This is a genomic window from Pseudomonas sp. SWRI81 (assembly GCF_014268545.1).
GTDB classification, from domain to species: domain Bacteria; phylum Pseudomonadota; class Gammaproteobacteria; order Pseudomonadales; family Pseudomonadaceae; genus Aquipseudomonas; species Aquipseudomonas hamedanensis.
Map to the genome: position 1 here is coordinate 1 of NZ_JABWQS010000023.1, position 24,474 is coordinate 24,474.

At 60.0% G+C, this 24,474-nt stretch carries 21 protein-coding genes; 6 read left to right on the plus strand and 15 right to left on the minus strand.

All coding sequences use genetic code 11. The features are described 5' to 3' along the window. Nucleotides 1–179 precede the first annotated feature (179 nt). Both HU765_RS15665 and HU765_RS15670 read left to right on the plus strand, forming a co-directional pair. Nucleotides 180–1,661 (plus strand): methyl-accepting chemotaxis protein, encoded by a 1,482-nt coding sequence (locus tag HU765_RS15665; protein ID WP_186621583.1) that lies wholly within the window; start codon nt 180–182, stop codon nt 1,659–1,661. A 204-nt stretch (nt 1,662–1,865) separates the two neighbouring features. Next, entirely contained in the window at nt 1,866–2,231 is a 366-nt protein-coding gene (locus tag HU765_RS15670) for an Mpo1-like protein (RefSeq protein ID WP_186547075.1), read from the plus strand. 1 nt (nt 2,232) lies between these two features. Here HU765_RS15670 and HU765_RS15675 read toward each other — a convergent pair whose 3' ends face one another. The 3 genes from HU765_RS15675 to HU765_RS15685 all read right to left on the minus strand — a co-directional run bounded on the left by HU765_RS15675 (nt 2,233) and on the right by HU765_RS15685 (nt 4,401). Further along, nucleotides 2,233–3,027, minus strand: coding sequence for a thioesterase family protein (locus HU765_RS15675; RefSeq protein WP_186621584.1), 795 nt, complete (start codon nt 3,025–3,027; stop codon nt 2,233–2,235). Between the two features lie 233 nt (nt 3,028–3,260). Continuing rightward, the gene (locus HU765_RS15680) at nt 3,261–4,019 is read right to left on the minus strand and encodes a CHAD domain-containing protein (protein WP_186621585.1); all 759 of its coding nucleotides are present in this window, start codon (nt 4,017–4,019) and stop codon (nt 3,261–3,263) included. A 103-nt stretch (nt 4,020–4,122) separates the two neighbouring features. Continuing rightward, nucleotides 4,123–4,401, minus strand: a complete 279-nt coding sequence (locus HU765_RS15685; RefSeq protein ID WP_016770894.1) for a hypothetical protein — start codon at nt 4,399–4,401, stop codon at nt 4,123–4,125. A 216-nt stretch (nt 4,402–4,617) separates the two neighbouring features. On the opposite strand from HU765_RS15685, the gene HU765_RS15690 reads away from it, so the two are divergent. Further along, a complete protein-coding gene (locus HU765_RS15690; RefSeq protein ID WP_186621586.1) occupies nt 4,618–5,655 on the plus strand; it encodes a patatin-like phospholipase family protein in 1,038 nt (345 codons plus the stop codon). 150 nt (nt 5,656–5,805) lie between these two features. On the opposite strand, the gene HU765_RS15695 is transcribed toward HU765_RS15690, so the two are convergent. The 6 genes from HU765_RS15695 to kdpF form a co-directional block, all read right to left on the minus strand. Continuing rightward, the gene (locus HU765_RS15695) at nt 5,806–6,504 is read right to left on the minus strand and encodes a response regulator (protein WP_186621587.1); all 699 of its coding nucleotides are present in this window, start codon (nt 6,502–6,504) and stop codon (nt 5,806–5,808) included. 48 nt (nt 6,505–6,552) lie between these two features. Next, complete coding sequence (locus HU765_RS15700; protein WP_186621588.1) at nt 6,553–9,204, minus strand: sensor histidine kinase KdpD; 2,652 nt, start codon at nt 9,202–9,204, stop codon at nt 6,553–6,555. A 132-nt stretch (nt 9,205–9,336) separates the two neighbouring features. Beyond that, nucleotides 9,337–9,882, minus strand: coding sequence for a potassium-transporting ATPase subunit KdpC (gene kdpC / locus HU765_RS15705; RefSeq protein ID WP_186621590.1), 546 nt, complete (start codon nt 9,880–9,882; stop codon nt 9,337–9,339). A gap of 178 nt (nt 9,883–10,060) precedes the next feature. Then, nucleotides 10,061–12,118, minus strand: a complete 2,058-nt coding sequence (gene kdpB, locus HU765_RS15710; protein ID WP_186621591.1) for a potassium-transporting ATPase subunit KdpB — start codon at nt 12,116–12,118, stop codon at nt 10,061–10,063. A gap of 11 nt (nt 12,119–12,129) precedes the next feature. Next, entirely contained in the window at nt 12,130–13,824 is a 1,695-nt protein-coding gene (gene kdpA / locus HU765_RS15715) for a potassium-transporting ATPase subunit KdpA (RefSeq protein ID WP_186621592.1), read from the minus strand. Between the two features lie 8 nt (nt 13,825–13,832). Continuing rightward, a complete protein-coding gene (gene kdpF / locus HU765_RS15720; protein ID WP_032830911.1) occupies nt 13,833–13,922 on the minus strand; it encodes a K(+)-transporting ATPase subunit F in 90 nt (29 codons plus the stop codon). 422 nt (nt 13,923–14,344) lie between these two features. Here kdpF and eat point away from each other — a divergent pair, with 422 nt between their 5' ends. The 3 genes from eat to HU765_RS15735 all read left to right on the plus strand — a co-directional run bounded on the left by eat (nt 14,345) and on the right by HU765_RS15735 (nt 16,701). Next, nucleotides 14,345–15,709: an ethanolamine permease gene (gene eat, locus HU765_RS15725; protein ID WP_186621593.1), complete on the plus strand. Its 1,365-nt coding sequence runs from the start codon at nt 14,345–14,347 to the stop codon at nt 15,707–15,709. Nucleotides 15,710–15,838: 129 nt separating this feature from the next. Continuing rightward, nucleotides 15,839–16,006: a DUF2897 family protein gene (locus tag HU765_RS15730; protein ID WP_186547065.1), complete on the plus strand. Its 168-nt coding sequence runs from the start codon at nt 15,839–15,841 to the stop codon at nt 16,004–16,006. 137 nt (nt 16,007–16,143) lie between these two features. Then, complete coding sequence (locus HU765_RS15735; RefSeq protein ID WP_186621594.1) at nt 16,144–16,701, plus strand: TetR/AcrR family transcriptional regulator; 558 nt, start codon at nt 16,144–16,146, stop codon at nt 16,699–16,701. Here the strand turns inward: HU765_RS15735 and fabF are convergent. From fabF to HU765_RS15765, 6 genes are all read right to left on the minus strand, one after another. Beyond that, a complete protein-coding gene (fabF, locus tag HU765_RS15740) occupies nt 16,698–17,972 on the minus strand; it encodes a beta-ketoacyl-ACP synthase II (protein ID WP_186621595.1) in 1,275 nt (424 codons plus the stop codon). The genes HU765_RS15735 and fabF overlap by 4 nt on opposite strands. A 281-nt stretch (nt 17,973–18,253) precedes the next feature. Then, nucleotides 18,254–18,589: a ComEA family DNA-binding protein gene (locus HU765_RS15745; protein ID WP_186621596.1), complete on the minus strand. Its 336-nt coding sequence runs from the start codon at nt 18,587–18,589 to the stop codon at nt 18,254–18,256. Between the two features lie 111 nt (nt 18,590–18,700). Further along, nucleotides 18,701–20,698: a polysaccharide biosynthesis protein gene (locus HU765_RS15750; RefSeq protein WP_186621651.1), complete on the minus strand. Its 1,998-nt coding sequence runs from the start codon at nt 20,696–20,698 to the stop codon at nt 18,701–18,703. 89 nt (nt 20,699–20,787) lie between these two features. Next, nucleotides 20,788–21,819, minus strand: coding sequence for a glycosyltransferase family 4 protein (locus HU765_RS15755; protein ID WP_186621597.1), 1,032 nt, complete (start codon nt 21,817–21,819; stop codon nt 20,788–20,790). 97 nt (nt 21,820–21,916) lie between these two features. Continuing rightward, the gene (locus HU765_RS15760; RefSeq protein WP_186621599.1) at nt 21,917–23,092 is read right to left on the minus strand and encodes an acyltransferase; all 1,176 of its coding nucleotides are present in this window, start codon (nt 23,090–23,092) and stop codon (nt 21,917–21,919) included. Nucleotides 23,093–23,212: 120 nt separating this feature from the next. Beyond that, complete coding sequence (locus HU765_RS15765; RefSeq protein WP_186621601.1) at nt 23,213–24,469, minus strand: glycosyl transferase; 1,257 nt, start codon at nt 24,467–24,469, stop codon at nt 23,213–23,215. Between the last annotated feature and the right edge of the window lie 5 nt (nt 24,470–24,474).

Here is a 24,474-nt window from a genome sequence, read left to right on the forward strand (position 1 = left end):
CGATAGCGGTGGGTCAGTTGCTTACATCATTGACTGACACACCGCTATCGCGAGCAGGCTCACTCCTACAAAAAGCAGGATGGCGGCGTCTGTTGACTCATATCAAGGTCTTGTCATCTGGATAGCGGCACAATAATGGCACCTTGCCAAAACTGTTTCCGCTATCAGAGAAGACCTCCATGGGTGCCTGGCTTAGCAATATCTCGCTGAAATACAAATTCTGGGCGGTCAACGCGGTCGCCTTTGTCACCACCCTGCTGCTGGTGTTGTACGCCGTCCAGCTTGAACAACAGGCCCGCAGCCACGCCGCGCAAGCCTCCGCTCAGGCGCAGGCGCAACTGCTCAAGGCCTGGCCGCCAGAGCGGGCGCTGCCCAAATCCGCTCAGGTGCTGACCTTCAAGCGCGGTGAAGCGCCGCGTCTCAACGATCAACCGCTGCTGGAAATCAGCGGCAGCAACGGCTGGAATGCCATCAATGAAATGCCGCTGTTCGGCGACAACCCGTTAATGGGCGCCGAGGTATTCAGCCGCGCCGATGGCGAACAAGTGGCGGTCATCGCCTACACCCCGAGCCTGAGCCAGGTGTTCAGCGAGCGCTTCGCCAACTACGCATTCGCGGTGTTTATCCTGATGCTGGCGATGCTCGGCGCTTCGCAATTGCTGATCCGCTTTCTGCTCAGCCAACTCAATACGTTGAAAGACGTGATGCTCCACGTCGAAAAAACCGGCGACCTCTCGGCCCGCGTGCCGTTGGCGGGCAAGGACGAAGTCGGGCAGATGGCCAATGCCTTCAATGCGATGCAGGCCGGTTATCAGCGTGTGGTCACGACCGTCGCCAACACCGCGCGGCAACTGGACGTCGGTGCGGCACGGCTGGCGTCGAGCATGAATGAAGTGCGTCACGGCATGCTCGGCCAGCAGAGCGAGACCGATCAGGCCGCCACCGCGATCAACGAGATGACCGCCACCGTCTATCACATCGCCCAGCACGCCGGTGCCACCCGCGATCTGTCAAAGACCGCCGACGGCCTCGCCGGCAGCGGCCAACAGGTAGTGGCGCGGGTGCAGCAGTCGATTGCCGGGCTGTCGAGCGGCGTGCAGCAGACCGCCGAGATGATTCAACGGCTGGCCGAGGACAGCCAGCAAATCAACGGCGTGGTCAGTGTGATTCACAGCATCGCCGAGCAGACCAACCTGCTCGCGTTGAACGCCGCCATCGAAGCGGCCCGCGCCGGCGAGATGGGCCGCGGTTTTGCGGTGGTTGCCGATGAGGTGCGCAATCTGGCCAAGCGTGTGCAAACCTCGACCGATGAGATCACCACCATGGTGTCCGCCCTGCAGGCCGGCACCCGCGATGCGGTGGACTTCATGCAGGAGAGTTCGTACAAGGCCGACGACTGCGTGCAACAGGCACAGGAGGCCGGTGAGGCACTGGCTGAGATCACCGGGGCGGTGGCGCAGATGCGTGAGAGCAACACGCAGATTGCCGTGGCGGCGGAGCAGCAGAGTCAGGTCGCCGAGGAGATGAACCGCGCAGTGGTGAGTATTCGCGATGTGACTGAAAACACCGTACGGCAGACGGTGGATTCGGCGACGACGAGCAGTGAGTTGGCGACGTTGGCTGGGGCGCTTAACAAGGCGATAGGTCAGTTGAAACTTTGATGACGCCATCGCGAGCAGGCTCACTCCTACAGGGGGAATGCGTTCCAAATGTAGGAGTGAGCCTGCTCGCGATGGGGCCAGATTGGGCAACATCCAATTTGTCCATTGCCCCTATCACTTCAATAGCCAACCTTGATTCGCCGCCCTCCTCGCCCGCGCCTATTCTTCAACCATGAGTTCAAACATGGATCAAGGAGTAGCAACATGGGCAAACGTCACCCCAACCTTCCCGCGTGGCAATGGCGCGCCTACCCGGGCAATCACCAGCATCCGACCAATCTGGTGCTGCACCTGATTGCCGTGCCGCTGTTTATCGTGGCCTTTCTGTTGATCGTGTCGGGGGTGTTCAGCCTGAGTCTGGCCAGCGTCGCCATCGGCGTGATCGGTATCCTCGCGGCGCTGGGTCTGCAGCGCCACGGCCACAGCCTGGAGGCGCAAGCCTCCGAGCCGTTCAGTGATCGTAAAGACGCGGTGTCACGCTTGCTGGTCGAGCAGTTCCTGACTTTCCCGCGCTTCTTGCTCAGCGGCGGTTGGTGGCGCGCCTGGCGTGAGCGTCACCGTCGGCATTGAGTCAGGCAAAGATCGTCACCGTCTGACGACTCATGGCGATCAACTCTCCCTCCGCGCTCCACAGCTTTGCGGCGACATGGCCGTAGCCATCGGCAGCGTATTCGATATCGGCCAGGTATTGGCACCAGTCCAGCGTACTCACGTTCCTTAAGGGCTGAACGAATTCGATGGTCCAGGTCAGTGTGCTGCCCGGTGCCGGCTTCTTCAGGTACGGCAACAGCGCCGGTGGCCACGCATCAACCAGCGCCAGCAGATGCGCTTCATTGACCGGCTCTTCCCGAACGTCTCCACGCAAACGCACCCATCCGCCCATCTGCCGCGACTGCGTGCCGGTGAACGGCATGCCGCCGACGCTCCAGCGCATCGCCAGATGACGCATGAACTCCGGGGTCACACCTTTGATATACGGCAGCTCCTGGCATTCATCCCAGTGTTTCATGGTCGGTGCCGGGTACGCGTCAACGGCCACTTCCGAGGGCCGTGAAGCACCGAAGCTGCCCTGAATGATCGTCACCACCTGACCCTTCTGCATGGCTCGGCCCAATACCTGGCTGACGGCTTTGCCTTCGCGCAGCACCTCGACCTCGAAACTCACCGGGATTTGCGGTTCGACGGGGCCGACGAAAGTGATCGCCAGCGAACGCACGGGACGCTCGTCCGGCACTCTGGCGCGCATGGCTTCAAATTGCAGCGCAGCCACCAGGCCACCAAAACTGGCCCGACCCTGTCCCCATTCGGCGGGAATGGTCACTTCAGGTTGTTGGCGGTCGGCATCGAGCAGATCGCAAAAGCGCATGGCAACCTCGGCAAGCAAAAAAGGGATGCGGCGATCTTAACCAGCCCGGCACCGCGGCGCAGCGTCTATTCCGGTCAAATGGGCTGACAGATAGGCCTTGGACCAATATCCGTCACGCTGAAAATCCTCTGTAGGAGTGAGCCTGCTCGCGATAGCGATTTATCTGACAATGAATTGGCGACTGATAGATTGCTATCGCGAGCAGGCTCACTCCTACAGGGATCGCGGCGATCTCAGGATTTGAAGCAGGTCGCGCTGAGTTTTTCCAACACTTGATCGGCTTTCAGTTCAGCTTTGATCAAGCCGGCCTGCCACGTTGCCACGCATGGTTGCAGATCCGCTTCCTGCTCGGCGCGTGCCAGCCATTGCCAGCAGTCGTGCCAGTCGCCCAGGGCAGCTTGCGCAGACTTCAAGCGTTTGAGCGCCGGTTCCGGCAAGCGATCCAGCTCGGGATAGGCTTCGATGCCATAGCGCACGCGTTTGATCAGCAGACGCAGACGATGGCGGTCATGGGCGGGGTCGTGCAGCGCTTCATCGAGTTTCTGCCACTGCTTGCCCAGGCGTTTTTCGATGCGTTTGGCCAAGCCTTTGAGCAGGCCCTGACGCTGCGCGGCACGCAGGAAACGCGGGAAGGCATCGAGGATCATCAGCAACGAAGCCAACTGCGCACTGGCGGCCAGTGCCAGATACGCTTCGGCCATCTGTGCCATGCGACGTTGGGCAGCTTCGCCTTGATCATGCTTGAGCAAATACGCCGCCAGCACCTCACGATCGCGCCACGGCGTCGTCACATCACCCACCGCCGAGGCAGCGGCTTCCAGTTGCTCGACACCCGGCAGCCCACGCAATGGCCGCAACAGACTGCGCAAGCGCCGCACGGTGGTACGCAAATCGTGCAATGCCTCGGGATCGGTGCGCGCGGCCAACCGCGCCTGGCAAGCCAGCAAGTGCACTTCCAGGCTCAACAGATGAGCCACCAACCGGTCGATCATAGGGGGCTACTCCATGGGCAGCTGCGAGTTTCAAGCTGCAGGCTTCAGGCTGAAGGCGGTCGCCTTAAGCTTGCAGCTTGCAGCTCAAAACTTGCAGTTGCTGTTAACGTCCTGCGCGGGATTCGCGAATGTAGAAACGCGCTTTCTCGGCTTTCTTGCTGCAGCCTTCGAAGCCTTCGAATTGCTGCTGGGTCTTGGCTGCGGTCAGCAGCGACAGCGCCTTGGAATAGCTGACCGTGCCGGCGAAGCCTTCCGCCTTGGCCAGATCCAGTTCATGCCACGCCGCGTCGAGCTGGCTGCCGCAGCTGTCACGATACGCGGTTTTGCCGGCACAACCGGCCAATACCAGGGCCATCAACGGCACACAGATCCAGGCTTTCATCACTCACACCTCAAGGTAGGTCAACAGTCGTGCAGGTAAGACGGTCGGGCGGCGAAAAAGTGCCTTGCCCGCCCAGCAAACTGCATTGGCGAAAAGGATAGTCTCGAAGCATCGCACAGTATCGAAAAAACGACGTCATTGGCGTGCTGAACGACGTCGGCGATTGAGCCGCTGCCTCGATGGGTGCATTGTGAAACCTTGTCGGGAGGACGTTGGATGAAAAAACGTGTCGCACTGGTGCTGGGTTCCGGGGGGGCCCGGGGCTACGCCCATATTGGCGTTATCGAAGAACTGGAAAGACGCGGCTACGACATCGCCTGCATCGCCGGTTGTTCGATGGGCGCGGTGGTCGGTGGGATTTATGCCGCCGGCAAGCTCGATGAGTATCGCCGCTGGATCGAAAGCCTCGATTACCTCGACGTGCTGCGGCTGGTCGATGTGAGTTTTCGCCTCGGCGCGATTCGCGGCGAAAAAGTCTTCGGGCAGATCCGCAAGATTGTCGGCGAAATCAATATTGAAGACCTGCGCATCCCTTACACCGCGGTCGCCGCCGACCTCACCAACCAGCAGGAAATCTGGTTCCAGGAAGGTTGCCTGCACCAGGCCATGCGCGCGTCGGCGGCGATTCCCAGCCTGTTCACTCCGGTGATGCAAGGCAATCGCATGCTGGTCGATGGCGGCATCCTCAATCCTTTGCCGATCGTGCCGGTAGTGTCCAGCCACTGCGATCTGATCATCGCGGTCAATCTCAACTCGACCAACCAGCGGCATTACAAACTACCGGTGATCGAACGCCCGCCAGCCTTTCGTTCACGCTTCGACAGCCTGCTCAATTCGCTGGGTTCGAAGATGCCGTTCAGGCGCAAGCAGGCCGAGCAGTTGTTGCGGCTGGAACAGGAAGCGCTGCGTGCCGAAGCGGCGGACATCAATCCCTGGGTTGAAGGCGTCGAACCGGAAAGTCAGCAGCCGGCGGCCGCGCCCGAGCGTGAAGGCGCACCGAAGTCCGCCACTGGCTCTTTCATTATCGATAACGTCGGCCCGGCGTCGCTGCTCGACCTGATCAACCAGAGTTTCGAGGTCATGCAGACCTCGCTGGCGCAGTACAAGATTGCCGGCTATCCGCCGGATATCCTGATCAATGTGCCGAAACGGGTGTGCCGGTTTTTCGAGTTTTACAAGGCACCGGAATTGATCGCACTGGGGCGCGAGATTGCCAGCGATACGCTGGATCGGTATGAGAGCGAGCAGGGTTGAGTACTTGAAAGTGTTTGGGTGAATTTGCCGGCCTCTTCGCGAGCAAGCCCGCTCCCACAGGGTCCTTGGGTGTGAATGGAATCTGTGTCATACACAGTTCACTGTGGGAGCGGGCTTGCCCGCGAAGAGGCCAGACCAGACACCACAAAACTACAGACCATCAGCACCCAACAACCGATACCCCACCCCCGCTTCCGTCACGATAAACCGCGGCCGGGTCGGATCATCCGCCAGCTTCTGGCGCAGATGCCCGACGACAATTCGCAGATAATGACTGTCCTCGGTGTGCGTCGGTCCCCAGATATCCTTGAGCAGTTGCTGCTGGGTAATCACCCGGCCCGGATGCCGCGCCAGTTGCGCCAGCACTGCATATTCCTTGCGGGTCAGGGCCACTTCCGCGCCGTCGAGCAGCACCCGCCGATAAGCGAGATCCACGGTCAACGGGCCGAAATTCAGCGCCGCTTGCGGCGCCTCGCCCGTCGGTGCCTGACGCAACAATGCGCGTACCCGGGCGAGGAATTCCTGGATGCCGAACGGTTTGGTCACATAGTCGTTGGCGCCGCCATCCAGCGCCTCGACTTTTTGCCCTTCGCTGGCGCGCACCGACAACACCAGCACCGGCGCCGTGGCCCATTCGCGAAATTCGCGCAGCACTTGCTGACCGTCCATGTCCGGCAAGCCGAGGTCGAGCACCAGCAGGTCCGGCTTGTTCAACGCGGCCTGCGCCAGGCCCTCGGCCCCCGTCCCCGCTTCCAGCACTTTATATCCCTGGGATGCGAGGCTGATGCGCAGGAACTTGCGGATCTGCGGTTCGTCATCGATGACCAAAATGGTCGCGGTCTGGCTCATGAATTCACGTCGATACAAAAGAGTGGCAAGAGAGTAGCGCAGTCGGACTCAGGGTTCATTGTCCATCCCCGGTTGCGTCTGCAACGGCAGGTGCAGGGTGATGCACGTGCCGCGCCCGTCGATGCCGTCGGCGACGCTGATCCGTCCGCCGTGCGCGCCGACCATGCCCTGACAGATCGCCAGGCCCAGGCCCGTGCCCTGCCCTCCCCGATCACCGCGCGCGGCGGTATAGAACATGTCGAAAATCTTCGCCCGCTCGTCTTCGGGGATGCCCGGTCCCTCATCGCTGACCGCGAAAAAGATCTCCTGTTCGTCAGCCCCGGCACGCAGTTGCAAACGACCGTTGGCTGGCGAGAAGCGCGCGGCGTTCTCCACGACATTGACCAATGCCTGTTCGATCAACGCCGCATGCACAAACAGCAGCGGTAATTCAGCCGGCACATCGGTGCTGACCTGCAACGGCGCCAGCACCGCACGCAGACGATTGAGCGAACTGCCGACGATGTCGGCCGGCGACACCCAGTCCCGTGCCAGCTTCAATGCACCATGGCCGAGGCGGGTCATGTCGAGCAAATTCTGGATATAGCGGTCGAGGCGCTCGGCTTCATCGCGGGTGCCTTCGAGCAGTTCGCGGCGGTCCTCCAGCGGGATCGCTTCGCCCAGCGCCAGCAGGCTGTCGATGCTGCCGCGCATGGCGGTCAGTGGCGTGCGCAAATCGTGGGACACCGATGCCAGCAAGGCGCTGCGCAACTGCTCGGTTTCGCCGTGCAAGCGCGCGGCTTCCAGATCATCGGCCAACTGCGCCCGCGCCAGCGCCTGTGCGAGCGGCTGACTCAACGCGGTGAGCAAGCGTCGGCGCTGGCCGCTCAGGGTCTGGCCCTCTTTGGCGCAGACCCCGAGCAGCGCCAGCGGCCCGTCGTCGACCGACAACGGCCACCACCACCAACGCCCGGACGGCAGCGTGCCGGTGCCCATGCCCGCCGGTTGATCGTGTTGCCAGGCCCAGTCGGCGGCGGCACGTTCCGCCTCGCTGAATTGCAGCGGGCCACCGGTCTCGACCTTCCAGCCGCCCTGACCGTCGCGATTGAGCAGGCACAGTTGCAGGTCGTGCCAGCCATTGAGGTGCTGCGCCGCCGCACTGACCACCGCCTGACGATCTGTCGCGGCGGTGAGTTTGCGCGACAGGTCAAGCAATTCGCTGGTCTCTTCCTGGGTGTCGCGCAGGGCCTGCAACTGCCGGCGCTGACGCGCGGCGAGATTACCGGTGAGCGCCGCCATCAGCAGGAAGAACAACAGCGTCAGCACGTCTTCTTCGCGCTGGATGCTGAAGGAGAAATTCGGCGGGATGAATAAAAAGTCATAGGTCAGAAACGACAGCGCCGCACACGCCAGTGCCGGGCCGAGGCTGCTGCGCACCGCGACCAGCAGCACCGCGGCGAGAAACACCAGCGAGATGTTCGGCAGCGGCAACACACTCGATACCGCCCATGCCAATGCACTTGCCAATACCGTGGCAACCAGCGCCAGCGCGTAGTCGAACCAAACCAGCGTGATCGGATTGCGCGGGCGCGGTGGGTGCTGTTCGTGGTCACTGTCGAGTACGTTGATTTCCAGACCGTGGGCCTGACGCAGCAGCCTCGCCGCCAATCCACCGCCGAACAAGCGCCGACGCCATCGTGGCCGCGACTGGCCGACCAACAGCAGACTCGCGCGGCGTTCGCTGGCGTGCTGAATCAAAGTCTTCGCCACTTCGCCGGCACGCAGCAACACCACTTCGCCACCGAGGCGCTCGGCCAATTGCTGAGCGCTTTGCAGACGCAGCCGCGATTGTTCATCGCGCACGCTGCCGTTATCGACATGGACCAGACTCCACGGCAAATGCCGACGCTGAGCGACGCGGCTGGCATGCCGCACCAGGCGTTCGGCCTGCGCGTCACCATCGACGCCGACCAGCAGGCGCCCGCGCACGGCCGGCGCGGCCTGACCGAGCTGGCGATAGCCCTGGGCGAGGTCGTTGTCGACCTGCGCCGCCGCCGTCTGCATCGCCAGCTCGCGCAGCGCGGTGAGATTGGTCTGGGTAAAAAAAGCATCGATGGCGGCACGCGCCTGCTCCGGCACGTAGACCTTGCCTTCGCGCAGCCGCTCAAGCAGCTCCCGTGGCGGCAGGTCGATCAGCAGCAGCTCAAAGGCTTCTTGCAGCACCCAGTCGGGCAGCGTTTCGCGCACCTGCACGCCGGTGATACCGCGCACCTGATCGTTAAGGCTTTCCAGATGCTGGACGTTGACGGTGGTGAACACGTCGATGCCGGCGGCGAGCAACTCCTGAATGTCTTGCCAGCGTTTCGCGTGACGGCTGCCGGGGGCGTTGCTGTGGGCCAGTTCATCGACCAGCACCAGTTTCGGCTTCGCGGCAAGAAGGCCGTCGAGGTCCATTTCTTCGAGCATCACACCACGGTATTCGGTGCGCACCAGCGGTTGCTGCGGCAAGCCGCCGAGCAGCGCTTCGGTTTCGGCGCGGCCATGGGTTTCGACGACACCGGCGAGGACTTTCACGCCCTGGCGCAACTGCGTGTGCGCGGCCTGGAGCATGGCGTAGGTTTTGCCGACGCCGGGGGCGGCGCCGAGGAAAACCTTCAGGCGGCCACGGCCGTCCCGGGGCAGGTCTGCTAACAGTGCGTCGGCGCGGCCGGAGTCGCTCATGCTGGGGTGCTCACTTTCTTCTGATGTTTATGCGGTTATTGTCAGGGCGCCTTCGCGAGCAGGCTCGCTCCCACAGGGATATGCATTCCAAAGGTGGGAGCGAGCCTGCTCGCGAATGGCCGCGCCGCCGATTTAGAGGTTTTGCAATGCCAGATTCAACTCCAGCACATTCACCACCGGCGGCCCTACCAACGGCTGTTCGATGTATGCGTCGAGCAGTTGCTGCAAGGTCGACACCGGCAGGTTTCGCGCCGCCGCGACACGCGCCAGTTGATAGGCAATCGCTGCCGGTGGCAAGTGCGGATCGAGGCCGCTGGCGGAGGTGGTCAGCAAGGCTAACGGCACCGGGCCCTGGCCAGGAACCTGCAGTTTGTTGGCGTCGTCGATCACCCGTGTGGCGAGGGCCGGATTGCTCGGTGCGAGGTTGCTTGCACTGCTGGCGACCGTGGCGAACGCGCCCGCCGAAGGACGCGGGTGGAACCAGCCGTCACCGGTAAAATCCTGGGCGATCAGCGATGACCCGCGGATTTTGCCATCGGCGTCATGGATCAGGCTGCCGTTGGCCTGGGCCGGGAAGGCGACCTGGGCGATGCCGGTGACCACCAGTGGATAGGCGACGCCGGTGATCAGGGTCATCAGCACTAACAGGCTCAGGGCTGGGCGTATCATTGTGGACATTTTCAAAATCCTCTTGCAAATGGGCAACACTGCGACACCTGTGGCGAGGGAGCTTGCTCCCGCTCGGCTGCGCAGCAGTCGTAAAAACCGGCAACTCGGTCAATCGGATTGGGGCCGCTTCGCAGCCCGGCGGGAGCAAGCTCCCTTGCCACCAGGGCCCCGCACCGCCGAGATCTTGTCAAACCAGATGCAACGCCGTGAGCAACATGTCGATCAGCTTGATCCCCACAAACGGCACCACGATCCCCCCCACCCCGTAGATCAGCAGATTGCGCCGCAACAACGCCGCCGCACTCGCCGCCTGCACCCGCACGCCGCGCAGGGCCAGCGGAATCAGCACGACGATGATCAACGCGTTGAAGACGATGGCCGAGAGAATCGCGCTCTGCGGGCTGGTCAATTGCATGATGTTCAGCACGCCCAGTTGCGGATAAATCGAAGCGAACAGCGCCGGCAGGATCGCGAAGTATTTGGCGATGTCGTTGGCGATGGAAAAGGTCGTCAGCGCGCCGCGGGTCACCAGCAACTCCTTGCCGATCTGCACCACGTCGAGCAGCTTGGTCGGGTCACTGTCGAGATCGACCATGTTCGCCGCTTCGCGGGCGGCTTGCGTGCCGTCGTTCATCGCCATGCCGACGTCTGCCTGAGCCAGCGCCGGGGCATCGTTGGCGCCGTCGCCGCACATCGCGACCAGGCGACCGTCGTTTTGCTCATGACGGATACGCGCGAGTTTTTTCTCTGGGGTCGCCTCGGCAAGCACGTCATCAACGCCCGCCTCCGCCGCGATTGCTGCCGCGGTCAGTGGGTTGTCGCCGGTAACCATCACCGTGCGAATGCCCAGCTTGCGCAGTTCGGCAAAACGCTCGCGAATGCCCGGCTTGACCACGTCCTTGAGGTGAATCGCTCCGAGCAGTTTGCCGTCGGCGCAGACCAGCAACGGCGTGCCACCGCTCTGGGCGATCTTGTCGATTTCCCGCGCCAGTGCCGGGGCCAGATCCGAGCGCTGCTGACCGAGAAACGCCAGCAGCGAATCCACCGCGCCCTTGCGATACACGCGTCCATGATAATCAACGCCGGACAAACGGGTTTCTGCGCTGAACGGCACGGCCGTCAAGGTTTCTGGCGCCGGCTCGGGTTGTGGATGCAGGCCGCGCAGGAACTCGACGATCGATTTGCCTTCAGCGGTTTCGTCCGCCAGGGAGGCGAACAACGCGCCTTCAGCGAGTTCACGGCCTGTCACGCCCGGCGCCGCGTACACCGCGCTGCAGCGACGGTTGCCGAAGGTGATGGTGCCGGTCTTGTCGAGCAACAGCACATGCACGTCACCGGCCGCTTCGACGGCGCGACCGGACTTGGCAATCACGTTCAGACGCACCAGCCGGTCCATCCCGGCGATACCGATCGCCGAGAGCAAGCCGCCAATGGTGGTCGGGATCAGCGTGACCAATAACGCCACGAGGAACACCAGCGGCAGGCTACCGTTGGCGAAGTGGGCAAACGGTTGCAGGGTGACGACCACCAGCAGAAAGATCAGGGTCAGGCCGATCAGCAAAATATCCAGTGCGACTTCGTTCGGAGTCTTCTGACGTTTGGCGCCTTCGACCAGCGCGATCATGCGGTCGAGGGTCGACTCACCGGGGTTGGCGGTGATCTTCACCAACAGCCAGTCGGACACCAGCCGCGTGTTGCCGGTGACGGCGGAACGGTCGCCACCGGACTCGCGGATCACCGGCGCCGATTCACCGGTAATCGCCGCTTCGTTGACCGCCGCGATACCTTCGATGACTTCGCCGTCACCGGGGATCATCTCGCCGGCTTCGACGCGCACCACATCGCCCTTGCGCAGATTGGCAGCGGGCACAATCTTGAAGCTGCCATCGGCTTGGCGGCAGCGGGCGCTGAGACCTTCGCTGCCGGCCTTGAGGCTGTCGGCGCGGGCCTTGCCACGACCTTCGGCCAAGGCCTCGGCGAAGTTGGCGAACAGCACGGTAAACCAAAGCCACAAGGCGATTTGTGCGGCGACGAAGGTCGGCACATCGGCGTCCGGAATGAAGCACAGCACGGTGGTGAAAATCGCCGTCAGTTCGACCACCAGCATCACTGGCGAACGCGCCAGTTGCCGTGGGTCGAGTTTGACGAAAGCTTGCACCAGCGCCGGACGCCACAGCGCCGAGATCGCGGTTTTGGCTTGTTCCGGCGCCTTGACGGCGGCGGGTTTGATTGCAGGCATATTCATGGATGGATTCCTTAGAAGCCCATACTTAAATGTTCGGCGATAGGACCCAGCGCCAGCGTCGGCAAGAACGTCAAGCCGCCCACCAGCAAAATGGTCACAGTCAACAGGGTCACGAACAGCGGGCCATGGGTCGGAAAGCTGTTCTGGCCGACCGGTGCGCTTTTCTTCATCGCCAGACTGCCGGCCAGTGCCAGCACCGGCAGGATGTAGCCGAAGCGGCCGATCAACATGCCCAGACCGAGCATCAGGTTGTGAAACGGCGTGTTCGCGCTCAGGCCACCGAACGCCGAGCCGTTGTTGGCGCTGGCCGAGGTGTAGGCGTAGAGCAACTGGCTGAAACCGTGCGGGCCGGGGTTGCTGATGGTTGCCGCAGCACTGGGAACCGTGGCGGCAATCGCGCCCAGCACCAGCACACCGACCGGCATCACCAGCAAGGTGACCACCAGCAATTGCACTTCGCGGGCCTGGAGTTTCTTGCCGAGGTATTCCGGCGTGCGGCCGATCATCAAACCGGCGAGGAATACCGCGATCAGCACGTTGAGCAACATGCCGTAGAGCCCCGCGCCGACGCCGCCGAAGATCACTTCGCCGACCATCATGTTGACCAGAGCGACCATGCCGCTCAGCGGGTTAAGGCTGTCGTGCATGCCATTGACCGAGCCGTTCGAGGCCGCCGTCGTGGTCACCGACCACAACACCGTGGCGGTGGTGCCGAAGCGCGACTCCTTGCCTTCCAGCGGCGCGGTCTGTTCGACGGCAGCGTTGTTCAGAATCGGATTCGGCTGATATTCAGCCCACAGCGATGTCGCGCCGCCGATCAAAAACAACGCCAGCATGCAGGCGATGATCGCGCGACTCTGGCGCAGGTCCTTGACGTAATGGCCGAAAGTAAACACCAGCGCCACCGGAATCAGAATGATCGAGGCGACTTCGAACAGGTTGCTCCACGCGGTCGGGTTCTCGAACGGATGCGCCGAGTTGACGCCGAAAAAGCCGCCACCGTTGGTGCCCAGTTGCTTGATCGCAATCTGGCTGGCGGCGGGGCCGAGCGCAATCACCTGGTCAACGCCCTGCATCGTCAACGCGTTGACATACTGCGCGAAGGTCTGCGGCACGCCCTGCCAGACCAGATACAGCGCCAGCAGCAAGCACAGCGGCAGCAAGCCGTAGAGGGTGGCGCGGGTCATGTCGACCCAGAAGTTGCCAAGGGTGTGTGCCGACTTGCGTCCGATGCCACGGCACAACGCGACCAGCACGGCCAGCCCGGTGGCGGCGCTGACGAAGTTCTGCACGGTGAGGCCGACCATCTGGCTGAGGTAGCTGAGGGTCGCTTCGCCGCTATAGGATTGCCAGTTGGTGTTGGTCATGAAACTGACCGCGGTGTTGAACGCCTGCGTCCATTCCTGGCCCGGCAGATTCTGCGGGTTCAGCGGCAGGTGATCCTGGAACAGCAGAATCGCGAACAGCAGCAGGAACCCGGCGAGGTTGAACGCCAGCAGTGCCAGGGTGTATTTCTGCCAGCTCTGTTCACTCTGCGGATCGACCCCGGCGAGGCGATAGCAACCGCGCTCGACCGGACCGAGAACCGGCGTCAGCCAAGTGCGCTGGCCTTCCATCACTTTGTAGTAGAAACGCCCGAGGAACGGCGCCGGCAGCAGGACCAGCGCAAAAAACCCGAGGATCAGCCAATAGTCATAACTGTGCATAGCCGCTCCTAGCTCCGATCCGCGCGCAACAGCGCAACCAACAGATAAATGAACAGCCCCACTGCCAGCAGCAGTGACACCCCGTCCAGAACGCTCATGGAAGATCTCCGTGTTACGGCGTATTGCCGTGTGTGCAGGGATTGTCGGGAAGGAGGCTGTAAAGGAACGAGAGCGAGGCAGGCAGCGGGCATAAAGAAAGCGTAAAGAGTGGGTTTATGCGGGCGTTACAGCAGGTTTTTGCAGCGTCAGGTCGGGCCTCATCGCGGGCAAGCCCGACTCCCACAGGTTATGCGCTGGAATCAAATTCAGCGGACGACGCAGAAACCTGTGGGAGCGGGCTTGCCCGCGAAGGCGGCATAACAGACTCCGCTGCTCCCAACTGGCGCACAAAAAAAGCTCATCCAGCTGCGAACATCTCCGCAGCGACAGCTTCGAACTCATTACGACTTGTTTCAGCGCAATGGCACGCCCACTGCACACGTCCTCTCCCGAGCTTTCCAACCGTTGCGGGAGCAATCGCATGAACACACAACTCAAACCCACGCTGGGCACGTTGCACCTGTGGGGCATTGCCGTGGGGCTGGTGATTTCCGGGGAATATTTCGGCTGGAGTTACGGCTGGGGCGTCGCCGGTACGCTGGGTTTCCTGGTGACTTCGTTCATGGTCGCGACCATGTACACCTGCTTCATCTTCAGCTTCACCGAACTGACCACCGCAATTCCCCATGCGGGCGGGCCTTTTGCCTACAGTCGCCGCGCCTTTGGTGAAAAAGGCGGATTGATTGCCGGGCTGGCGACGCTGATCGAATTCGTTTTCGCGCCACCCGCGATTGCCTTGGCGATTGGCGCTTACCTCAATGTGCAGTTTCCGGCACTCGATCCGAAGCACGCCGCGGTGGGTGCTTATATCGTCTTCATGGGCCTGAACATTCTCGGGGTGAAACTGGCGGCGACGTTCGAGCTGATCGTCTGCGTGCTGGCGGTGGCTGAACTGCTGGTGTTCATGGGTGTGGTCGCGCCGGCGTTCAGCTTCAGCAACTTCGCCCTGAATGGCTGGGCCGGTTCCGACGTCTTCGGCGCACCAGCGATTGCCGGGATGTTTGCGGCAATCCCCTTCGCGATCTGGTTCTTCCTCGCCATCGAAGGTGCCGCGATGGCCGCCGAAGAAGCCAAGGATCCGAAGCGCACGATTCCTAAGGCCTATATCAGCGGCATTCTTACGCTGGTCGTGCTGGCGATGGGCGTGATGTTCTTCGCCGGAGGTGTCGGTGACTGGCGCACCTTGGCGAACATCAACGACCCACTGCCGCAAGCGATGAAAACCGTGGTCGGCGACAACTCCGGGTGGCTGCACATGCTGGTGTGGATCGGCCTGTTCGGCCTGGTGGCGAGTTTCCACGGCATCATTCTTGGATATTCACGGCAATTCTTCGCCCTGGCCCGCGCCGGTTACTTGCCCGCCTCGCTGGCAAGACTCTCGCGCTTCCAGACGCCCCATCGCGCGATTATCGTTGGTGGCATCATCGGCATCGCGGCTATTTACAGTGACGGCCTGATCAACCTGGGCGGTATGACGCTGACCGCAGCGATGATCACCATGGCCGTGTTCGGCGCGATCGTCATGTACATCATGAGTATGCTCAGCCTGTTCAAACTGCGTAAATCCGAACCGAACCTGGAGCGTACTTTCCGCGCGCCGTGCTATCCGCTGGTTCCGCTGATCGCGCTGGTGCTGGCGGTGGTTTGCCTGGTGGCGATGGCGTGGTTCAACACGTTGATCGGTTTGATTTTCCTTGGGTTTATGGCGGTCGGGTTTGCTTACTTCATGCTGACCGGACAACTGCGTGCCGCTGCGCCGGCGGATGCGATGTTGACCGGTCTTTAACGCCGTTCGGGTGTGCCGGGCATAAGCGGCCTAGAATGGAACCACTGCGAAGTCGTTTCGCTCAAACGTGGTATGCAGCATCGCGCGGCGAAGTCCTCGCCCGTCGAGCTGCCATTAAGGAGAGCCGTTATGCCCTGGTATGCCTGGTTGATTCTGGCCGTTGCGATCGGCTCGATTGTTGGCGGACTGATGATGTTGCGCGACACCGCCAACAAGGTCGAACTGACCGATGAAGAACGCAAGCGCGTTGCGCAGCGCAATGCCGAAGCGGATGCCAAGGACGCACAGGACCGCTGATACCAACCCCGCCGCAACGGCGGGGTTTGTTTTCCCGGCGCAATCGGACTTAACAGCAGGCTTTTTAGATTTTAGAAGTACAGTCACCATTTAACCTTCCGTGGTTAAGATGGCAGCATCGTCGCGGAGAGCTTCACATGCGTTACTCGCCAGATCACAAAGCCCAGACCCATCAGCGCATCATCAAGGAAGCCTCGGCGCGCTTTCGTAAGGACGGTATCGGCGCGACCGGGCTGCAACCGCTGATGAAAGCACTCGGGCTGACCCATGGCGGTTTCTACTCGCACTTCAAATCTAAGGAAGAACTGGTGGAAAAAGCGCTGCAAGAGGCCGGCGAGCAAGTCGCGGGTCTCTGCGAGGAAATTTTCGCTCAGGAAAACCCGTTGCAGGTGTTCATCGACACCTACCTGTCGCAGTGGCATCAGACTTCGCCCCACGAAGGCTGTCCGCTGCTGACCATCTCATCGGAGCTGGGCCTGCGCGGCCAGCCAAGCCCCACCAGCGATGAGGTTCTCAACGCTCGCCTGGAGCAGATTCAAGGGACGCTCGCAGGCGAGAATAGCGCTGACCGCAGCATTGTCATCATGGCGACGCTCGCGGGCGCACTGCTGCTATCACGCAGTGTCGCAGATGCCGATTTCGGCCAGCGCATCCTCGACGTCACCCGCAATCATCTCAAGCAATCGACCGATTAACCTTCCCAGCGCTTGAACAGCACGCTGGCATTGACCCCGCCAAAACCGAAGCCGTTGGACAAGGCATATTCGATCGGCATCGCCCGAGCTTCGCCATGAACGATGTCGACCCCTGCACTCGCAGGGTCCGGGTTTTCGAAGTTGAGCGTCGGCGGCACCCTCTGGTCACGGATAGCCAGCAACGTGAAAATCGCCTCCAGCCCGCCGGCAGCGCCAAGCAAATGACCGGTGGCGGATTTGGTCGACGTTACGGCGATCTTGTTCTGCGTGCCAAACAACACCTTGATCGCCGCCAACTCGCCCAGGTCACCGACCGGCGTCGAGGTCGCGTGGGCGTTGAGATGCTGCACCTGCTCCGGTGTCACCCCACCCTGAGCCAGCGCCAGTTGCATGGCCCGACGCGCGCCACCGCCATCTTCCGGCCCGGCGGTCAGGTGGTAGGCATCGGCCGTGGTGCCGTAACCGACCAGTTCGGCCAACGGCGTCGCACCACGCGCCAGCGCATGCTCCAGCGACTCGATGACCAGCAGGCCGGCGCCTTCGCCCATCACGAAACCATCGCGCCCGCTGTCGAAGGGACGCGAGGCTTTTTCAGGGGTATCGTTGTAGCCGCTGGACAACGCCCGTGCCGCCGCGAAACCGGCGAGACTGACGCGATCGATCGCAGCTTCCGCACCGCCACAGACTGCGATGTCCGCCTCCCCCGCCCTGATCAATCGCGCCGCATCGCCGATTGCCTGAACACCGGCGGCACATGCGGTAACCGGTGCGCCCAGCGGTCCCTTGAGGCCATGCTGGATCGACACGTGGCCGGCGGCGAGATTGACCAGAAACGATGGAATGGTGAACGGCGACAAACGCCGAGGACCACGGCTGTCGGTGGTACGCACCGCATCGGCAATCGCACCGAAGCCGCCGACGCCCGAGCCGATGATTGTCGCGGTACGCTCCTGGCTTTCGGTGTCCGCGGGTTGCCAGCCGGCCTGTTCCAGCGCCTGCCGCGCCGCTTCCATGGCGAACATGATGAAGCGATCCATCTTCTTCTGTTCTTTGGGCGGCGTCGCCCGATCCGGATCGAAACCGGCCTCGGCATCTTCCTCCACCGTTGGCACACTACCGCCTACCCGGGTCGCCAGGTCAGCCACCACTGCATCGGGCAGATTACGCAACCCGGAGCGCCCGGCGAGCAGACGCTGCCAGACGATTTCTACATCACTGCCCAAGGGTGAAACCAGGCCCATGCCCGTGACGACGACTCGACGTTGGTTCATATCGTGGTGCCCCCTTATCAATTCATATATTCGACATCTGAGGTTGCGCTGCAAAGCCGCCATTCATCAGCGACGGGCAGCGACGCAATCGTGATCAGACACTCTGGCGCAGCCGCTTCGGCGTCACTCCAAGTGCTGAGCCAATCCCGCCCGGACTTTATTATAGGCATAATCCCATAACAATATGACACCCATAATTCTCAGCTTTGAGACGTCCGGGCGATCAGCGTTCAATAAAAAAGGCCGGTCAATGACCGGCCTCTCGGCGTTGAACTGTCAGCTTAGTTCACTTCCAGCTTTTCACGGTTGCGATCCAGAATCGCCTTGCCAATCCCCTTCACTTCCAGCAACTCATCCACCGATGCGAACGGTCCGTTTATATCACGATACGCAACAATCGCCTGCGCCTTGGCCTCTCCTACACCCGCCAACTCCTTCTGCAATGTCGCCGCATCCGCGCCGTTGAGATCGACCTTCGCGCTCGGCGAGGGCGCCGCAGCATCCATCAGCAAAGGTGCCTTGGTTGTCTCTGAAGGCGCTACAGGGGCAGCAATCGCAGCAATCGAGGCGCTGGTGAGGAAAGCAAAGATCAGCGAATAGAAGTAACCGGTACGCATAAGTGACGCTCCATCATCGTTTTGAGAAAGCAGCTTTTCCGAAGCTGCTCTCCAAACGTAGGTCATGGTGGGGGGAAGTCAAAAATGCGAGCGTTACAGGATGTGAAACAATCAGGGTTCGAGACGGCGCTGCTGGTGAATCCAGTCAACGATCTCGCCGTCGGGGGTGTAGCCGGAGACGGTTTCGCGCAGGAGCTGGCGGACGCGGGTGTAGTCGTCGGCTTCGACGGCTTTGAGCAGTTCGCTCAGTTTGGCTTTCAACAGGTCCCAAGGTAGATGATCTTCCTTGGCGGACATAATCATCGGATGTTGTGTCGCCGACACGTTGTCCCCGATCAGCAATTCCTCGTAGAGTTTTTCGCCTGGCCGCAGACCCGTAAATTCAATGGAAATATCCCCTTGCGGGTTGCGCTCGGAACGGATGCTCAAGCCAGAGAGGTGGATCATCTTCTCTGCCAACTCAACAATTTTTACCGGCTCGCCCATGTCAAGGACGAAGACATCCCCACCCTGTCCCATGGAGCCGGCCTGGATGACCAATTGCGCAGCTTCAGGGATGGTCATGAAGTAACGGGTGATTTTCGGATGGGTCACCGTCAGCGGACCACCGGATTTGATCTGGCTATGGAACAGAGGGATGACCGAGCCGGAAGAACCCAGCACATTGCCGAAACGAACCATGGTGAAGCGGGTTTTATTGACGCGGGAAATATTGGCCTTGTCACCAAACAGCACTGGAGCTACTTCGCGACTCAGCGCTTGAAGAGAAAGCTCTGCCAGGCGCTTGGTACTCCCCATGACGTTGGTTGGACGAACTGCCTTGTCGGTTGAAATCAGCACGAAGTTCGATACGCCAGACTGCAGCGCCGCCTGAGCAGTATTGAGCGTGCCGATGACGTTATTCAGGATGCCTTCCGCGATATTGTGTTCCACCATCGGTACGTGTTTATACGCAGCGGCATGATAAACCGTATCAACTTTCCAGGTTTTCATCACATCGAGCAGCTTGTCCTGGTCACGTATTGAACCCAGGATCGGAAGTAAACGCACAGAGATAGATTCGCGGGCACAGCGTGGCTCGAGTTCGGCAAGAATACTGTAAAGATTGAATTCGCTATGCTCGAACAGCACAAGCGCGGTAGGCCCAAGAGAAAATATCTGCCGGCATAACTCGGCGCCGATCGAGCCCCCCGCCCCGGTGACCATGACCGTTTTGCCCTTGATGCAACGCTCAAGCAGATCAGGCTGAGCCGGTACTGCGTCGCGCCCGAGCAAGTCGGCGATGTCGACCTCCTGGATGTCCTCAACCTTCACCCGGCCACTGGCCAGATCCGTAAAGTTGGGCACGCTACGCACATGGAGCGGGAAACCTTCGAGCATATTGAGGATTTCGCGGCGCCGGGCACGGGTCGAGGACGGCAGCGCGAGGAGTATCTCCTGTGCACCTGTCACGTCGATCATCTGCTGGATATGCTTTGGTTTGTAGACCTGTAGACCGGATATGGAGCGCTCGGCGATACCTGCATCGTCATCGATAAAGGCCACGGGACGCATGACTCGCCCCATCCGCAGCGCAGCGACCAACTGGTTGCCGGCGACACCGGCACCGTAAATCGCAACCTTGGTAAGCCCGTCATCGCGATTGGTAAATGGCACATGCTGAGCGGCAGTGAACCAGTCGCCCATGAAATACTGGCGCATGAACAGGCGCAAACCACCAATGATGACGAGGCTTAACCACCAGTAGTTGAAAATGATCGAACGAGGAACCACGGCTTCGTGATTGCTGTACCAGAACACCACGAGAGCCAGAATGAGAGACGAAAGGCTCACGGCCTTGACGATCGCTATCAAGGCATCGTTACCAAAATAGCGCATGACCGCCCGGTACATGCCAAAACGCACAAAAAGGGGGATTGCGATCAAAGGCGCTGCAAGGAACAGCCAGAAATGTACCCTGATCGGGTTGTACATATCTTCGACACCCAGGCGCACAATAAAGGCCAACCACAGCGCCAGCCAAACAAGTACGACATCCGAGGCTACCTGAATCAGCCTTTTCTTTCGGCGAGGTAAACCAAGTAACAAAGCCCGAAATTTATCCATAATGCTTTCGTTCTCATCCACCTACGTACTGGATCCACACCCCATGTGCTATCCCTGAAGAATACATCACCCATCAGCCGGATGCGTCATTGTCATGGTGCTTGGATGGAGCCTTCCAGTGCGCCAGCGCGGTACTTGATAGCGATCATCACCAGCGGAACATAGGCCAGCAAAACACCCGCCAGCCCCGGGAAATCCAGGCGCATGACACAAAACGCAATGGGCAGTAACCAGAAAACGTTAATCAACCCCACACACAGCGTGACGGGCAGATGTCTGCCCACCTGACGAGAGGCAAACTGATAAGCGTGGGAGCGATGAGCTTCGTATACCTTGTCGCCCCGCAGTAAACGTCGCAAGAGCGTGAATGTCGCATCGACAATAAACACCCCCATCAAGATCAGCCACGGCCAGATCAGTTCCGGTTCTTTAAATGCAGCTTGAAGCGAAAACCCTGCCAACACGACTCCGAGGAAGCCACTGCCAGCATCGCCCATGAATATCTTCGCGGGGGGGAAATTCAAAAACAGAAATCCGCCAACACATGTGGCGAGTAGCACCGGTGCGAGAATCAATTCCAAATGCTGCGAGAGGCTGTATAGAAACACCATACCCAGACAGGTCGTCACCGCCTCGACCGCAGCAATGCCGTCAATCCCGTCCATGAAGTTATACAGATTGAGCATCCAGACCAGATATACGGCTGACAGCATCAGCCCCATGATCCCTACATCCAGCGCGACCCCCATAATGGAAACTGTCGGGAACGGGGCAAGCGGCGCGATGACCAAGATAGCGGCACCGAAGTGTCCGACCAGCCGCCAACGTGCGGCAATATGCCGGTGATCATCTATAAAGCCAATGACCGCAACAAGCGCCCCCGCTCCAGCGCTGCTCAAAAGCGTCGCAGTATCGACCTCTGAAAACCACCACGCCCATGACAAGGATGCAAGATAGGTCAATACAAACGCCACGCCGCCGCCGCGTGGGGTGGGTACTGTATGAGAGCTACGCGAGTTGGGCACGTCCATGAGTTTCTGGTGCAGCGCATAACGACGCAAGAACAGGGTCAGCGCAAAGGACAAGCCCCCAATCAATGGCACCCACAAAAAATAATATTCCATCACAACCCGTTGCTCTGATAAGTCCTTGGACGTGAAGCTTCATGTTTCGCAAAAACGGCCACTTCGACAGGTCCAGGGCATAAGTGCTCGCGCACCCTTACACCGCGGCCTTTTCTACTTGTGGAACGGACTCTACGACCGAAAGTTTCTTGCTTGAACGAGCATACTTCTGCATCAGGGGACGCTCAAAGAAGTGCCAGGAGACTGAAGCCAGCGTGATGGTCAGCACCAAGGCCAATACGACGACTTGCTCGAAACTCAACCAGTTCAGGCGTTTGAGCGAAAGCAGTACCGGAAGGTGCCAGAGGTAAATACCAAAGGAAATCTCACCGAGGTAAGTAAGCGGCCACAGCAAGCGTTTCACGTGAACGCTCGGCGTGATAATACAAGCCGCGAATATGACCAAGCCAAAAGAAACTGCAATAAATGTCCGGAACAGCACAACCATGACCGGGATGTCCCAGAAGCTGGCGTATCTCCAATATATAGACAGCATCAAATAAAATACCGCTGCAGCGACAGCGCATACACACAGAGCCACGGGAAGCTTTTGACAGTAGTCAAAAATCCGATGGCCCAAGTCGCTGCGGAACAACTTTGCCATCACAATTCCGATGGCGAACTCGTCAAGCATTCCCGGCAACTGCGTCGACACCAAAAACATCTTGAACGGCCCCAGTGCATCGGGCTGGATGAGCCAAACCGTCCCCAGCCGCCATGCCCAAGCCACCATCAGAAACGCGAAGAGTACTTTCCAGATCCGAGCGACATACAGCCAAGGCGACACTACTACCATCAGCGCATAAAACTGCATCTCGGTGCCCAACGACCAGTTACTACCGTTTATAGCGCCGTGAAAAGCGGGAAACAGGTTATGCAAGAACAACAAATGCGTAAGCAGATTGCTCCAGAACCCCTGAAACAGGAGCTCAGGCATAATAAAAGCGACGAAAACCAGCATGGTCAGGTAATGAAGCGGCACGATCCGGGCGATACGACGGCGGATAAAATCCATCCGGAACCCTTGCGGGCCTGACTTATCAATCCCAGAAAACGCCGCCAGGCCGATCACGAGACCCGAGATCACAAAAAAAAGGTCGACTCCCATCCAGCCTATTCGAAACCAGCTCAAAATGCCTTCGGCTGGAAACGACTTCCATGAGAAGTGTTCGATAATGTGATAGATCACTACAGATAGAGCGGCAAATCCCCGTAGCAAATCGATCAAGGGAAAATGCAAAGATCGACGCTGTTGTAAAATTTCCGTAGTCATAATCGCAATATCAAGCCAGTGTGAATCGAACCATCCCAGCGTCTGAATTCATACTGCGTCAGAGCAAAGGACAAATAAAAAATCGACCGGCCCGCAAGACGGACCGGCCGAATAAACGTGTTAGCCCAGCAGCTTGTTCTTCAAGCCGCGAAGACCTTGGTTACGCAGTACTTCCCAGCCCTTCTTGGCCATGATGCCGCCCGTCTTCGGGCTCATGATGGACTGCTTGAGCAAACCACCCAATCGCGACCAGTCCATCGTTTCCATGCCGCCGCGGAAACCTGGAGTCAATACTCTCGAAAATTCGAGCAATGCCGCGGCTTCCTGCTTCTTGTCATGGAACTGCGGGTACTCGACCTTGCCCTGGGTTTCCCACCAAGCCTTGTAACCCGTGGCATCAAACGGTTCCGGGAAAGCGCGTTGCAGGTCGATACGCTCCCGATAAACAGCACGCGCACCCTTGCTGATCGGAGTCCCATCAGAATACTGACCGTACGCCCAGACTTCCTTGGCAAGCGGGTCTTCCGCCAACTTCTGGGTCTCATCGTCGTACCAGTTAACCAGTTGGCTGACCGCCGAGTTGGTCCCGCCGTTCTTCGCAGCCATGACGCGGTGTGCACCGCTGTCAAAACCGGTGAAATGATAAAAACCCAACGGCTCGCCATTCACCAGGTAAGTCCCATTGTCATCAATGGTAATTTCGCGGGTGGTCAAATTCCATGGCGCGACGTTATGTCGAGGAGTACGCATGATGGCTACGCCTTCGAACAACGCGGGTACCAGATCGATCCACTTCTGATCAGTAAACAGACCGTTCGGAATGTCGGCACGGCAGAAGTGATAAATACGCTCACCCCACCAGTTCGCGAAAGCCTTGCCTGTATCCGTTGCAGCAACAGCGGCAAAGCCCAGATTGTAGACACCGTGCTTCAGGCTGCAGATTTCGTTGTCCATCACCGCTGCCAGACTGGATTCAGGCGTAATCTGATGCGGAGTCAACACGACGTTGGATTCATCGAGTGCCGCGACGATATCATCCAGACGGGAGAAGGCGACGGTATCCGGATCCAGATAGATAACTTTGGCAGTGTCAGGCAACGCAAGCAAGCGCGACAGGGTAAACGGCTTGATAGCGGTGGCCAGCTCAACGATGGTGTGACAGAAAGCCCAAGCCTTCCAGTGCGGAATATTCAATTCACTGAGCGGAATGACCTCATCGAAGGGCTCGCTGCTCAGGTCGATATTGTCGCGCAGCTCGTCCGCCAGAGCCAAATGCAGACGCCACTCTGGATGGTGTTCACGCAGCGAGTTGAACAACATCCTCACTTTGGGAATGTAATTGAATGCCGCGCTGGTGAAAACGTGCACTTGAGTCATTTCCA